Below are 13,484 nucleotides of genomic sequence, written 5' to 3' on the forward strand. Positions count from 1 at the left end.
ATGCCGGCAGCGACGCCCGGGAAGGCGCCGACATGCCGGCCGGATAACGACGCCTGACCGTGAGGAGACCAGGATGAGCAAGGAAATCGAAGACCATCGCCTGTTGAACCGGAGTGCCAACGAGCCGTTCTCCTCGGTGCTGGAAAAGCATGTCTCGCGCCGTCGCGTGATGCAGGGCGGACTCGGCATGGCCGCCATGGCGATGCTGGGCGGCTTCGGCCTGAGCGGCCTGTCCGGGCGTGCCGAGGCCGCGGGCGCCGAGAAAACGCCGCTGTCGCTGGCCTTCGATGCCATTCGCGGCTCGCGCACCGACGCCGTGGTCGTGCCGGACGGTTACACCGCTCAGGTGCTGATTCCCTGGGGCACGCCGCTCAACGGCCAGGCGCCGGACTGGCGCGAGGATCTCGCCTTCACGCCGGAGATCCAGGCCAACAGCGTCGGCATGCACCACGACGGCATGCACAACTTCGCCCTGGACGAGTCGTCCGCGTCGCGCCGCTTCGTGCTGGCGATGAACAACGAGTACATCGACCAGGCGTCCCTCTGGGCGCCCAAGGGCGGGGCCACCAACGCCGAGGCGGGCAAGCGCCCGGCCGACGAGGTGCGCACCGAGATCAACGCCCACGGCGTGACCCTGGTCGAGCTCGAGAAGGGCGACGGCGGTCGCTGGCGGCACGTGGCGGATTCCGCCTACAACCGCCGCTACACCAGCGCCACCGAGATGGCGCTGAGCGGCCCGGTGGCCGGCAGCGACTATGTCAGGACCCGGTACTCGCCGGACGGCACCCTGACCCGCGGCACCAACAACAACTGCGCCAACGGCTATACCCCCTGGGGCACCTACCTGACCTGCGAGGAGAACTGGCCGGGCTATTTCGTCAAGAATGCCGAGCGCCAGCGCGACGACCAGCGCCTCGGGGTCTCCGAGGGCCGCGGCCGCTACGGCTGGGAAACCGCCGCCGGCGATGCCAGCGAGCGCAACGACGAGTTCGCCCGCTTCAACGCCACCCCGACGGGCGCCTCGGCCGTCGACGACTATCGCAACGAGCCGCGCACCTTCGGCTATATCGTCGAGATCGACCCCTATACCGGCGAGCGCGCCGTCAAGCGCACCGCCCTGGGCCGCTTCCGCCACGAGGGCTGCTGGCCGGGCAAGCTGGTGGCCGGCGAGCCGGTGGTGTTCTATTCCGGTCACGACTCGCGCAACGAGTACATCTACAAGTTCGTCTCCGAGGCCCTCTGGGACCCGGCGGACGCCAACCGCCCCGGGGCCAGCTATGACCGCCTGGCCCTCGGTGCCAAGTACATGGACGCCGGCACCCTCTACGTGGCGCGCTTCGAGGCCGATGGCCGTGGCGAGTGGCTGCCGCTGACCCCGGGCGCCGAGACCCGCGACGGCCGCACCCTGGCCGAGGCCCTGGGCCTGGCCGCGGACGATCAGGCCGGTGTGATCATTCACACCTGCGATGCCGCCGACCTGATGGGCGCCACGCCCATGGACCGCCCGGAGTGGGGCGCCGTGGACCCGGCCTCCGGCGAGGTCTACATGACCCTGACCAACAACTCCCAGCGCACCGAGGAAGGCACCGCCGCGACCTACACCCACGATGGCGGCGATATTCAGGAAGCGGGCGTGGGCTACGCCACGGCGCCGACCAATGCCGCCAACCCGCGGGCCGAGAACGAGGGCGGCCAGGTGATCCGCTGGCGCGAGGATGCCGGCTCGATGCGCTTCGACTGGGAGGTGTTCGTGTTCGGTGCGGCGGTCGGCGATGCCGAGAACGTCTCCGGCCTGACCGAGCTCAACCAGTTCGCCAGCCCCGACGGCCTGCACTACGATGACCGCGGCGACGGCCAGGGCATCCTGTGGATCCAGACCGACAACGGCTACGCGGGCGTGACGGAGTACACCAACGATCAGCTGCTGGCGGTGGTGCCCCAGAACGTCAGCCAGGCCGAGGGCGATGCCTCGGTGGTCGGCGGCGGCAACCAGGCCCAGCTCAAGCGTTTCGCCGTCGGCCCCAACGGCTGCGAGGTGACCGGCATCTGCCTCACGCCGGACAAGACCGCGATGTTCATCAACATCCAGCACCCGGGCAACTGGCCGGCCGGCGACGACGCCACCGCCGAGACCCGGGGCAGCGTGCGCGCGCGGGCCTCCACGGTGGTGATCCAGCGCGAGGATGGCGGCATCATCGGCGTCTGATCGCGCCGGCCCCGGCGTGCGCCTTTCCTTGCCCCGATGCGAAGCGCCCCCGGCCAATGCCGGGGGCGCTTCGTGTCGTCGGGCTGGCGGCGGGGGCTGAGCCGAGGCAGGGCCTCAGTCGTCGCCCCGCTCGAAGGCCTCGAACACCTCCCGGCCGGTCAGGTTGCGGGTGTCGTTGGCGAAGGCATACCAGGGCGGCTTCTCGTCGATGAAGATCTGGCTGTCGAAGGTCCAGGCCTGGCCCACGTCGACCAGCCCCGCCGGCACCGCGTAGTGCTCGCCGTTCTTGAGGCGATAGAACAGATGCGTGCCGCAGTGGCGGCAGAAGGCGCGTTCGGCCCAGTCCGAGGAGGCGAAGACGCTGACGCTGTCCTCGCCCTCGAGACGAACGCTCGAGACCGATTCCAGCGCCAGCAGCGGCCCGCCGCCCCAGGTGCGACACATCTGGCAGTGACAGGCGCCGATGTTCTGGCGCGAGGCCTGCACTTCGAGGGCCACGGCGCCGCACAGGCAGCGGCCGGTCAGGGTCATGGCGTCGTGCATGGCATGCCTCCTCGGGCCGGCTCAGCCCTTGAGATGGGCCAGGATGGCGTCGGCGCTGCTGGCCTCGATCACGCCCTTCTGGGTATCGACCCCCAGATATTCCACCACGCCGTCGTTGGCGACCAGCGCGAAGCGCTTGCTGCGGGTGCCCATGCCGCCGCCGCTGGCGTCCATGTCGAGGCCCAGGGCGCGGGTGAACTCGGCGTTCCCGTCGGCCAGCATGGTCATCGCCTGGGCGTTCTGGTCCTTCTGCCAGGCATCCATCACGAAGGCGTCGTTGACCGCCATGCAGGCGATGGCGTCGGCGCCGGCGGCGAGGATGTCATCGGCGTGCACCACGAAGCCGGGCATGTGGGTGTTGGAGCAGCCCGGGGTGAAGGCGCCGGGCACGGCGAACAGCACGACCCTGCGGCCGGCGAAGAAGTCGCCGATGGCGAGATCCTCGGGGCCCTTGGGGCCGTTGGTCTTGATCGTGACGTCGGGGAGGCGGTCACCGGTGGCGATCGTCATGGGGAAGCTCCTTTTCGGTGGGATGGAGACGGGCATGCCGCGCGCGATACGGGGGCGGCCGTCATGCCCGGCCGTTCAGGGTCACGCGGATGACGCCGTCATGCAATGCCTCGCGAGGGAGGCGCTCGTCCCAGCGTGGCCCCAAGCGGGGCGCTCTGCAAACCTTCTTCGGCCCTTCTGCCACGCCAGGTCGGCGCAGACGACGGCGCCCCCGCCGCGGAACGACGGGGGCGCCGGCGGCGTGGGGCGGTAATCAGCGCAGCGACAGCGCGCCTTCGCCCGCGTCGCTGGCCGCCTCGTGGTAGGCGGCCTGTTCCTCGGCCTCGACCTCGGGCGAGAAGCGCACCACCAGGGCACACAGCGAGGCGATGATGACCGCGATGCCGAGATAGAACAGCCCCTGCTGGTAGGAGAGCGACTCGGAGCGGAACAGGAAGCCGGCGGCCACGGCACCGGCGTTGCCGCCGGCGCCGACGATGCCGGCTACCGCGCCCAGCGCCTTCTTGTTGATGAAGGGCACCACGCCGAAGGTCGCGCCCTCGGCCATCTGCACGAACAGGCTGAACACCAGCATGATGCCGATGGCGAGCGCCAGCACCTGCATCTGCGAGAAGAACATCAGCGCCACGCCTTCGCACAGCATGGCCATGAACAGCCAGCGGACCCGGCCCTTGAGGCCGCCCTGGCGGGCGAACAGGTCGGAGAAGACGCCGCCCAGGGTGCGCGCGAAGAGATTCATCAGCCCGAACAGGCCGGCGATCATGCCGGCGGTGGCCAGGCTCAGATCGAAGTTGTCGAAGTAGTAGATGGCGGCGATGTTGTTGATGGTCAGCTCGACCCCGAAGCAGGCGGCGTAGACCACGAACAGGGCCCACACGCGCACGTCCCCGGCGGCGGCCTTGAAGCTGGCGCCCATGCCGTGCTCGCCGCTGGCCGGCGGCAGCTCGCCGCGCTCGCGCAGCTCATCGAAGTTGCCGTCCGGTGCATCCTGGGTGAAGCGGTAGTAGGCGATGCCGGTGAGCAGCATCACCACGCCCGGCACCACCATGGCCAGGCGCCAGCCGACGGCCTCGCTGACGCCGAGCATCAGGATGCCGGAGAACACCAGCGGCATCACGATCTGGGTGGTGCCGCCGCCGAGGTTGCCCCAGCCGGCGGAGGTGGCGTTGGCGGTGCCGACCACGTTGGGCGCGAACATCATCGAGGTGTGGTACTGGGTGATCACGAAGGAGGCGCCGACGGCGCCGATGGCCAGGCGCGCCAGCAGGAAGGTCTCGAAGCTGTCGGCCAGGCCGATGGACATCACCGGCAGCGAGCCCAGGCACAGCAGCCAGGTGTAGGCGCGGCGCGGGCCGATGCGGTCGCACAGCACGCCGATGGCCAGCCGCACGATCACGGTGATGGCGACCGAGGCGATGATGGTGTTGCCGATCTGGGTCTTGGTCAGGCCGAGGTCGTCGCGCACCACCGCCATCAGCGGGGCGATGCCGAACCAGCCGAAGAAGCAGAGGTGGAAGGCGAACCACGAGAAGTGGAAGGCGCGCATCTGCGGCATCTTCCAGTTGAGCAGACGGATCCTGCTGGCCTTGTTGCGGATTTCCATGGGGGTACCTCGTCGAATGACGTTCGAACACGCGATCTCTTGGGCCTTCGCCGTTGAAGGTCGGGTCCGACGCACTCGTACCCCGAGGGGCCTGGTCCACGTCTGGCGCTCACTGTCGATGCTCATGCATACGCATTGCCATGACGTGGGGAAATCCGCTTTTTCAGCGTGTTAGATATCTGGCGAGAGGAGGGCGGGCGCCGAGGACGGCGCGGGATGGCGCATGACCGTGCCCGTCTGGTCCGGTCATGCGCCGATATGGTGCCTGTGGCGGCGAGACGTGGCCGGGGAAGAAGGGGGTGGAAGCGTTCAGCGCGTCACGGCGGCCAGCCGGCGGTCGTCGCGGGGGCAGCGCAGGAAGGCCGAGTCGGCCAGCCACTCGGGATCGGGGTAGTAGGTGAAGAGATACTGGCTTTCCTTGAGGCTGTCGATCAGCGGCACCGCGATCTCCTCGCGGACCGCCGGGCAGCCGTGACTGCGCCCCAGCCTGCCGGTGCGCTCGATGAAGGACTCGCTGACGTAGTCGGCGCCGTGCATGACGATGGCGCGCTGGAAGGCCTTGTCGTTGACGCCGGGCTCGAGGCCCTCCAGGCGCAGCGAGTAGCCGTTGCTGCCCTCGTAGCTGTTGAGGGTGCGGAACAGGCCGATGCTCGACTGGTGGCTGTTCGGCACGTTGGAGAACTCGCTGGCCAGGGCATCGCCGGAGCCCTGGCCGTGGGAGACCAGTTCGCGGAACATCAGCCGGTCGTGGACCAGGTCGAACACCCACAGCCGCTGCTCGGTGGAGGGCAGCGAGAAGTCGATCACCGCCAGCCGCTCGGCGCCGGGATCGGCGCAGGAGAGGGCCTGGGCCGCCAGGCGCAGGACCTGCGGGTCGGCGGTGGGAGCGAGGTCCGTCAGGCGGTTCGAAAGCGGGGAGGGCGGCGCGAGCGGCGTCACCGCCCGGGCGAGGAAGTCCCGCGCCGAGGCGGGCATGGCCAGCAGCAGGGCGGCGGCCAGCAGCGGAGCCATCAGGCCCCTTGAACGCGGCAAGGACATATGGCGTCTCATGTGGTGAGGTGGGCTGGTCATCTGTCGGTGCTCGGGGCCTCGCGTGTCGGTCATGGCCGGGCGCCATGTCGTCGGTTTGTCGTATTATGAACAAGGCGGTCAGGAAGACCAGTCTCATCAGTCGAAAGCCAGGAGGCCACATCATGCGAGTCGCGAACGTCCTACCCCGAGAGCTGCGGCGCAGCGGCATGGTCTTGCTGCTGGCCTGCTGGCCGGCTGCGGCGAGTGCCGAGGCCCCGGCTGCTCATGACGATGGGGTCGCCCCGGCCGACGGGCCGGCCGCGGTGGCCGCCCCGTCCCCGCTGGGCGAGCGCCTCGAGGCGGCCTCGCCGCGACTGGCGCACTTCTACGCGCTGCAGGGCGGCGCGCCAGTCTGGCAAGATCGTGCGGCGGTGACCACCCTGATCGCGCTGCTCGAGGCCCTCGAGGACGATGGGCTCGATCCCGGCGACTATCGCCCCGAACGGCTGGCGCGGGAGGCCGAGACCGCGCTCGCTCCGGCGGCGTCGGAGGCCGCCCGGGCGCGCTTCGACCTGGACGCCAGCCGCACCCTGCTGGACGCCCTGACCCAGCTGCAGCGCGGGCGCCTCGATCCTCGCGACGTCTACCCCGACTGGGAGATTCCGGTGGCCCCGCCGCGCCTGGATCTGGTCGGTATCGCGCGGGCCCTCGAGGCCGGTGACGGGGAGGCGGCGCTGGCCCTGGCGCGCCCCGAGGGCGAGACCTACGCCGGGCTGCGCCAGGCGCTGACGCGCTATCGCCATATCGCCCGCCTGGGCGGCTGGCCGACCCTGCCGGCGCGCCAGACGCCGCTGCGGCCCGGCGACGTCGACGAGGACGTGGCGCTGCTGCGCCGCCGCCTGGCGATGATCGGCGAGCTCGAGGTGATGGCCGCCGACGTGACGCACTATCTCCCGAGCCTTCCCGACATCGCCCTCGAGGCGCCGGCCCAGAACCGCTTCGATGACACCCTGGCGGCCGCGGTGAGGCGTTTCCAGCGCCGTCACATGCTGGCCGAGGACGGCGTGATCGGCCCGCGCACCCGGGCGGCGCTCAACGTGCCGGCCCGGGTGCGCATCGAGACCCTGCGCGCCAATCTGGAGCGGGCCCGCTGGCTCTCCGGCGAGCGCCCCGAGTGGCGGCTGGAGGTCGACCTGGCCGGCCAGCGGCTCGACTATCATCGCCCGAACGGCGAGCGCTGGGGCGCGCGGGTCATCGTCGGCCAGCCCGACCGCGCCTCGCCGGTGCTGCGCTCCGAGATCACCTATCTGACCCTGAACCCCACCTGGACGGTGCCGCCGACCATCATGCGCGAGGACGTGCTGCCTCGGGTGCGTCGCGACCTCGGCTACCTGACCGAGCACGACATGGAGGCGATCGATCCGCAGGGTCGCCGCCTGGACCCCGAGGCCGTCGACTGGCAGCAGCCGGGCGCGGTGATGCTGCGCCAGCGCGCCGGCCCGCGCAATCCGCTCGGCCGGCTGGTGCTGCGCTTCCCCAACGACCATCTGGTCTACCTGCACGATACGCCGGCCCGGGGGCTCTTCCAGCGCCCGCGGCGGGCGCTGAGCTCCGGCTGTATCCGCGTGGAGAACGTCACCGAGCTGACCCGGCTGCTGATCGACGACAGCGGCTCGCGCATCGCCCTGGAGCGCCGGCTGGCCGGCGGCGCGACCGACAACGTCTCGCTGGCCAGGCCGGTGCCGCTGGCGCTGCACTACTGGACCGCCGAGGGCGAGGCGGGCGGCCTGGCGAGTTTCCGGCCGGACGTCTACGACCGCGACCCGGCGCTGATGGCCGCCCTGGGCGACGCCCCGGCCAGCTGACGGCGTCTGTCGTAAGCGCTACTCGTAGCCCCGGGCCTGCAGCCGGAACAGTCGCGCATAGCGGCCGTCGAGCGCCATCAGGCTCGCGTGGTCGCCGCGCTCGAGGATGCGTCCGCCGTCGATGACCAGTATCTGGTCGGCGGCGCGCACGGTGGAGAAGCGGTGCGAGATCAACACCGTCATCTTGTCCCGGGCGTGGTCGCGGAAGTCGCCATAGACCGCCGCCTCGGCGGCGGCGTCCATGGCCGCGGTGGGCTCGTCGAGCACCAGGATGTCGGCCTCCTCGCGCATGTAGGCGCGGGACAGGGCGATCTTCTGCCACTGGCCGCCCGAGAGCTCCTGGCCACCCTTGAACCAGCGCCCCAGCTGGGTGTGATAGCCGCCCGGCATGTCGGCGATGAAGTCCTCGGCCAGGCCGCGGCGGGCGGCCTGCCGCCAGCGGTCCTCGTCCTCGAAGGCGGCCACGTCGCCGGCGCCCAGGTTCTCGCCGACCTTGAGCTGGTAGCGCACGAAGTCCTGGAAGATCACCCCGATGCGCCGGCGCAGGGTCGCCCGGTCCCAGGCGCGCAGGTCGCTGCCGTCGAGCAGGATGCGCCCCTCGCTGGGGTCGTAGAGGCGGGTCAGCAGCTTGATCAGGGTGGTCTTGCCCGAGCCGTTGACGCCGACCAGCGCCAGGCTGTGGCCGGGCGTCAGATGCAGGTCGATGCCGGACAGCGCGGCCTTGTCGGCGCCGGGGTAGGTGAAGCCCACGCCCTCGAAGCGGATGCCGTCGCCGGGGCTGTCGCCTTCGGTGAGATGCCCGCTCTCCTCGGGCACCGGCTGCTCCAGGTACTCGTAGAGGTTGGAGAGGTAGAGGTTGTCCTCGTACATGCCGCCGATGGCGGTCAGGCTCGCCGACAGCGCCGCCTGGCCCTGCTTGAAGACCATCAGGTACATGGTCATCTCGCCCAGCGTCAGCCGGCCGGCCACGGTATCGGCCACCACCCAGGCGTAGGCGGCGTAGAAGGCCAGAGTGCCGAGCAGGCCGAGCAGGAAGCCCCAGGTCTCGCGGCGGATCGTCAGTCGCCGGTCCTCGGCGTAGAGGGTCTCGAAGATGCGCCGGTAGCGGTCGAGCAGCAGCGGCTCGAGGCCGAACAGCTTGACCTCCTTGATGCTGTCCTCCCGGGCCAGCACGGTCTCCAGATACATCTGCATGCGGGTCTGGGGCGACCGCCAGCGGAACAGCCGGAAGGCGTCGCCGGAGAAGCGCGCCTCGGAGAGAAACACCGGCAGGGCGCCGATCACCAGCACCAGCAGCGCCCAGGGCGAGAAGCCGACCAGCAGCACGCCGAAGCTGGCCAGGGAGATGGCGTTCTGCAGCAGCGAGAAGGTCTTGTTGACCAGCCCCAGCGGGCGGGTCGAGGCCTCGCGCCGGGCCCGGGTCAGCTTGTCGTAGAACTCCGAGTCCTCGAACTGGGCGAGCGTGAGGGTGCCGGCCTTCTCCAGGATCATGACGTTGACCTTCTGACCGAGCAGGGCGCGCAGCAGCGACTGCTGGGCGGCCAGGCCGCGCTGGGCCAGGGCGATCAGCGCCACCACGCCGGCTTCCAGCAGCACGAAGCGCAGCACCGGCCACAGCTCGGGCATCAGCGGCGTGCCGGCCTGATGGCGTTCCATGGCGGTCACCACCCCGTCGACGATCAGCTGGCCGATCCAGGCGGCCACGGCGGGCATCACGCCGGCCACCAGGGTGCACAGGGCCAGTCCCAGGGTCAGGCGGCGCGAGGTCTGCCACACCAGGCCCAGCGCCCGATGGCTGTAGCGGAACACCCCGAGCATGGCCAGGGGGGAGGAGACGGAGGAGGGCGGTGCGGCGCGCGAGGACAAGGGCGGGCTCCGTGTCGGCGAGAGGCCCCCGTCTAGCGGAGGAGGCGGCCGACGAAAGAGAGGGACGATACGACGACGCCCCGCACGGGGCGGGGCGTCGTATCGGGGACGGCGAAAGCGGGGCGATCAGCTCTCGTCGTCGGAGGCGCCGCTCGGATCGGTGCCGGCGCTGGCCACCGTGGTGCCGGTCTCGCCGCTCTCCAGGGCGACCAGCATCGGCTCGGCCTCTTTCTGGAAGGCGACCAGAGCATCGCCGCTGAGGCCCTGATGCTCCGGCAGTGCCACCTTCATGGCATCCACCTGGTTATTGTTGACCATGACCTCGTAATGCAGATGCGCGCCGGTGCTGCGGCCGGTGTTGCCGGACAGCGCGATGCGCTCGCCGCGCGTCACCCGCTCGCCGCGGCTGACCAGCGGCTTGGAGAGGTGCAGATAGCGGGTCTTGTAGCCGTTGTCGTGGCGGATCACGATGTAGCGGCCGGCCAGGGGATGGTTGCCCACCAGCTCGACGCGGCCGTCGGCCGGGGCGTCGACCGGGGTGCCGGACGGCATGGCGAAGTCGGTGCCCTTGTGGGGACTGATACGGCCGGTGATCGGGTGATGACGGCGCAGGTTGAAGTTGGAGCTGATGCGATAGTGGCCGCTGAACGGATAGCGGTCGAAGGCCGGGTCCAGGCTCTCGCCGTCCGGGGTATAGAAGCGGTTGTCCTCGGCGTTGCGCACCAGGGTCAGGTCCATGCGCGAGCCTTCGTAGCTGACCGCAAGCACGCGCGGATCGAGGTCCTCGCCGTCGATCAGGTCGGATTCCACCAGCACGCTGAAACGGTCGCCGCGACGGGTGTCGCGGCGAAAGTCGAGTTTCTTTTCCAGTACGTGGGAGAGTTCGGCTACCTCGGCGCTGTTCAGGCCGGTGGCCTGGGCGGAGCGTGCGAAGCTGCCGCTGACCGTACCGGCGTAGAGGCGCTGCGTGGCCTCGCCGGTGCGCTCGATGGTGGCCACGTCCAGGCCGCCCTCGTCGCTGCGCTCGACCTGGTAGCCGATGCGGGCGTTCTTCATCATCCGCATCGACAGCAGCTTGCCCTGTTCGTCGAGCTGGTACTCGAAGCGGTCGCCGGCGCGCCAGTGGGTGAGCAGGCGCGGCTCCGGCATCGCCTCGAGCAGGGCGGTGACTTCGCTGTAGCCCAGCCCCAGGTTCTGCTGGGCCATGATCGCGAAGGTGTCGCCGGACTCGACGGTGTAGGCCAGCCATTCGGGCACGTAGGGCTCGTCGGCGTCGATCTCGTCCTCGAGCAGGATCGGGCCGTCGTCGAACAGCTCGAGCTCGTCGGAGGAGATGTCCTCGTAGGAAGTGGCGTCGGCGATGAGCTGCTCGTCGGCGGCCAGCATGCCGCTGCCCACGGTGCCGACCACGATCGCCAGGTGGCGCGCGGTGTCGTCGAGCTGCGGGGCGGTGACCTCGGCGTCCTCGATATTGCCGCTCGCGTGAGCGGCGCGAGCGAAGTCCACGTCGACGATCTCGGAAGCGGGCAGCTGGGAGAGGGGAATGGCTTCCAGGGTGGCGTCCTTGGCACGCGACGCCAGTTGGATGGCTTCGGAGACCGGGGCGCGATCCAGGGCGAGAGAGGGAACGCCGGGGCTGGCGTCTTCGCCGAGGGCGATCAGGACGCTGTCCTGGTCCTGCCCGCCCTGACGGGCGTCCTCGACGGACGTCAGAATCTTGTGGGCGCCCAGCACGGTGACCATGGTGGCAACGGGCAACAGCAGCAACTTGTGCGTGCGGGGCAGCGAACGAAGAATTCGCATGATGTTTTTTGGCCTGGTGAATAGGTGTAAATGCTTAAAAAGGCACTAGAACCTTAACCCATGATGATTAGGGTGCCTAGGCTGTACACCTATACAGCAAGGTGCGGGGCCGTCCCGTCAGGCTCGGACCGGCTCCGCGAACAGTGTTTATTAACACCTTGACCGTGCCATGCATCGACCTCGTCTGGCAAGTCGGTCGACCGTCCGTTAGACGAAGGTCCCGTCCCGATAGTCGCGCAATGCCTGGTCGAGCTCGTGGCGATGGTTCATCACGAAGGGGCCGTAATGGGCGATAGGCTCGCCGTGGGGTTCACCCGCCAGCAACAGGGCCCGGGCCCCTGCGGCGCTGGTCAGTGACAGGCGATCGCCCGCGCCGAGGTCCACCAGTTCGCCCCGGGGGACGCCGTCGCCCGCCACCGAGAGTTCACCGGCGAAGACGAACACCAGCAGGGTGGTGGCGCGAGACGACAGCATCAGCTCGCCGCCGGCGTCGAGCTCGAGATGGGCCACGCCGGCATGACCCGCCAGGGCCTCGAGCGGGCCACTGATGCGTTCGCCGTCGGTCGCTTGCCAGTCACCAGCCAGCGCCGTCAGCCGAGCGCCAGACCTTGTCAGATGTGACATTTCGTCGCGGCGCACGTCGCGATAGGTCGGCTCGCTGAGCTTGTCCGCGGCGGCCAGGTTGAGCCATAGCTGGAAGGCGTGCAGGCCCTCGGCGTCGGCGAAGGGCGTTTCGCCATGGATGATGCCGCGGCCGGTGTGCATCCACTGGGCGTCTCCGGCGCCGATGCTCGAGTGATGGCCGAGGTGATCCTCGTGGCGCAGGCCGCCGTTGAGCACGTAGGTCAGGGTCTGGATGCCGCGATGGGGGTGCGGCGGGAAGCCGCCGATGGCGTCGTCGTGGGGCGCCGCCTCGAGCTCGTCGAGCATCAGGAAGGGATCCAGGCCGCCGCCGAAGTCGTGCAGGCGGCGGATGGCGACGCCGTCGCCGTCCTGGCTGGGATGGCTCCTGAGGCGGCGATCGGGGCGGCGGTCGATGGGCTGGGTCATCGTCTCGAACTCCCTGGTGATGATGGAATGACTGGCATTCTAGGCCGATTTTTTCGAAGATTAAGCGCAACGTTTCGCGCATTACATTCGAGGAAATCGAACATGTCCCGTGTCACCCTCGCCCAGTGGCAGATGCTGGCCGCCGTGGTCGATCATGGTGGCTTCTCGCGTGCCGCCGAGGCCATCCACAAGAGCCCCTCGACGCTCAATCACGCGGTGCACAAGCTGGAAGAGCAGCTCGGCGTGGCGGTGCTGGAGCCGGTGGGCCGCCAGGTGCGGCTGACCGAGGCCGGCGAGATGCTGCTGCGGCGCGCCCGCCAGCTGCTCGACAACGCCTCGTCGCTGGAGGATGTGGCCTCGCGGCTGGCCGAGGGGCTGGAGGCGGAGATCGTGCTGGCCATCGACCAGCTCTTTCCGCCGGACGCCCTGGCGCGGGCGCTGGATGCCTTCTCCGCGGCCTTTCCCTATGTGCGGGTGCAGCTGCACGAGACGGTGCTCAACGGCGGCGTCGAGATGCTCCAGGAGGGTGAGGCCGACCTGCTGGTCTCGGGGGTCGGCGCCCGTGGCTTCCTCGGCGAACCGCTGGTGACGGTTTGCTTCGTCGCTGTGGCTCATCCCGATCATGCGCTGCACCGGCTGGGGCGCGCGCTCGACCTGCGCGATCTGGAACAGCATCGCCAGCTGGTGGTGCGCGATTCCGCGCAAGGGCAGGGCCAGGATGCCGGCTGGCTCAAGGCCGAGCAGCGCTGGACGGTGAGTCACCTCGACACCTCCATCGGCATGCTGGAGCGCAATCTCGGTTTCGCCTGGGTGCCGGAAACGCGCCTCGGCGACAGCCTGGAGGCCGGGCGGCTCAAGCCGCTGCCGCTCACCGCCGGCGGAGTGCGGCAGGTGCCTCTCCAGCTCATTCACCGCGATGAGGACCGCGCCGGGCCGGCCACCCGGGCCATGGCTCGGCAGCTGCGCGACAGCCTGCACGAGGTCGATGCCGGCGCATCTTTCGAAGAAAACGAACAGTGACGGCCAA

The 13,484-nt window shown here is 69.8% G+C and carries 10 protein-coding genes; 3 read left to right on the forward strand and 7 right to left on the reverse strand.

The features are described from left to right. The first annotated feature begins 73 nt into the window (after window positions 1–73). Entirely contained in the window at window positions 74–2,206 is a 2,133-nt protein-coding gene (locus tag ACGTNF_RS00295; RefSeq protein ID WP_394599882.1) for a PhoX family protein, read from the forward strand. 114 nt (window positions 2,207–2,320) lie between these two features. Here the strand turns inward: ACGTNF_RS00295 and ACGTNF_RS00300 are convergent, their stop codons facing one another. From ACGTNF_RS00300 to ACGTNF_RS00315, 4 genes are all read right to left on the reverse strand, one after another. Further along, on the reverse strand, window positions 2,321–2,749 hold the full coding sequence (locus ACGTNF_RS00300) for a GFA family protein (protein WP_394599883.1): 429 nt from the start codon (window positions 2,747–2,749) through the stop codon (window positions 2,321–2,323). Window positions 2,750–2,770: 21 nt separating this feature from the next. Further along, window positions 2,771–3,259 carry a peroxiredoxin gene (locus ACGTNF_RS00305; RefSeq protein ID WP_016855532.1) on the reverse strand — a complete coding sequence of 163 codons (489 nt, stop codon included), beginning with the start codon at window positions 3,257–3,259 and terminating at the stop codon, window positions 2,771–2,773. A 253-nt stretch (window positions 3,260–3,512) separates the two neighbouring features. After that, complete coding sequence (locus ACGTNF_RS00310; protein ID WP_394599885.1) at window positions 3,513–4,862, reverse strand: MFS transporter; 1,350 nt, start codon at window positions 4,860–4,862, stop codon at window positions 3,513–3,515. Window positions 4,863–5,171: 309 nt separating this feature from the next. Further along, window positions 5,172–5,873, reverse strand: a complete 702-nt coding sequence (locus ACGTNF_RS00315; RefSeq protein ID WP_394599886.1) for a murein L,D-transpeptidase catalytic domain family protein — start codon at window positions 5,871–5,873, stop codon at window positions 5,172–5,174. Between the two features lie 182 nt (window positions 5,874–6,055). Here ACGTNF_RS00315 and ACGTNF_RS00320 point away from each other — a divergent pair, with 182 nt between their 5' ends. Next, on the forward strand, window positions 6,056–7,738 hold the full coding sequence (locus tag ACGTNF_RS00320; RefSeq protein ID WP_394599887.1) for a L,D-transpeptidase family protein: 1,683 nt from the start codon (window positions 6,056–6,058) through the stop codon (window positions 7,736–7,738). An 18-nt stretch (window positions 7,739–7,756) separates the two neighbouring features. Here the strand turns inward: ACGTNF_RS00320 and ACGTNF_RS00325 are convergent, their stop codons facing one another. The 3 genes from ACGTNF_RS00325 to ACGTNF_RS00335 all read right to left on the reverse strand — a co-directional run bounded on the left by ACGTNF_RS00325 (window position 7,757) and on the right by ACGTNF_RS00335 (window position 12,457). Continuing rightward, window positions 7,757–9,556 carry an ABC transporter ATP-binding protein gene (locus ACGTNF_RS00325; RefSeq protein ID WP_394600526.1) on the reverse strand — a complete coding sequence of 600 codons (1,800 nt, stop codon included), beginning with the start codon at window positions 9,554–9,556 and terminating at the stop codon, window positions 7,757–7,759. 174 nt (window positions 9,557–9,730) lie between these two features. Then, window positions 9,731–11,407, reverse strand: a complete 1,677-nt coding sequence (locus ACGTNF_RS00330) for a peptidoglycan DD-metalloendopeptidase family protein (protein WP_394599888.1) — start codon at window positions 11,405–11,407, stop codon at window positions 9,731–9,733. A gap of 207 nt (window positions 11,408–11,614) precedes the next feature. Beyond that, window positions 11,615–12,457 (reverse strand): pirin family protein, encoded by an 843-nt coding sequence (locus ACGTNF_RS00335; RefSeq protein WP_394599889.1) that lies wholly within the window; start codon window positions 12,455–12,457, stop codon window positions 11,615–11,617. Between the two features lie 102 nt (window positions 12,458–12,559). Here ACGTNF_RS00335 and ACGTNF_RS00340 point away from each other — a divergent pair, with 102 nt between their 5' ends. Then, the gene (locus ACGTNF_RS00340; protein WP_394599890.1) at window positions 12,560–13,477 is read left to right on the forward strand and encodes a LysR family transcriptional regulator; all 918 of its coding nucleotides are present in this window, start codon (window positions 12,560–12,562) and stop codon (window positions 13,475–13,477) included. The last annotated feature ends 7 nt before the right edge of the window (window positions 13,478–13,484 follow it).

It is taken from the genome of Halomonas sp. B23F22_10, assembly GCF_043496975.1.
In the GTDB taxonomy this organism is placed as follows: Bacteria; Pseudomonadota; Gammaproteobacteria; order Pseudomonadales; family Halomonadaceae; genus Halomonas; species Halomonas smyrnensis.

Excerpts from the sequence above, each read along its gene's own strand:
- ACGTNF_RS00295 (WP_394599882.1), top strand. The coding sequence starts at position 74 with ATGAGCAAGGAAATCGAAGACCATCGCCTGTTGAACCGGAGTGCCAAC.
- ACGTNF_RS00315 (WP_394599886.1), bottom strand. The coding sequence starts at position 5,873 with ATGGCTCCGCTGCTGGCCGCCGCCCTGCTGCTGGCCATGCCCGCCTCG.
- ACGTNF_RS00320 (WP_394599887.1), top strand. The coding sequence starts at position 6,056 with ATGCGAGTCGCGAACGTCCTACCCCGAGAGCTGCGGCGCAGCGGCATG.
- ACGTNF_RS00335 (WP_394599889.1), bottom strand. The coding sequence starts at position 12,457 with ATGACCCAGCCCATCGACCGCCGCCCCGATCGCCGCCTCAGGAGCCAT.
- ACGTNF_RS00300 (WP_394599883.1), bottom strand. The coding sequence starts at position 2,749 with ATGCACGACGCCATGACCCTGACCGGCCGCTGCCTGTGCGGCGCCGTG.
- ACGTNF_RS00340 (WP_394599890.1), top strand. The coding sequence starts at position 12,560 with ATGTCCCGTGTCACCCTCGCCCAGTGGCAGATGCTGGCCGCCGTGGTC.
- ACGTNF_RS00325 (WP_394600526.1), bottom strand. The coding sequence starts at position 9,556 with ATGCTCGGGGTGTTCCGCTACAGCCATCGGGCGCTGGGCCTGGTGTGG.
- ACGTNF_RS00305 (WP_016855532.1), bottom strand. The coding sequence starts at position 3,259 with ATGACGATCGCCACCGGTGACCGCCTCCCCGACGTCACGATCAAGACC.
- ACGTNF_RS00310 (WP_394599885.1), bottom strand. The coding sequence starts at position 4,862 with ATGGAAATCCGCAACAAGGCCAGCAGGATCCGTCTGCTCAACTGGAAG.
- ACGTNF_RS00330 (WP_394599888.1), bottom strand. The coding sequence starts at position 11,407 with ATGCGAATTCTTCGTTCGCTGCCCCGCACGCACAAGTTGCTGCTGTTG.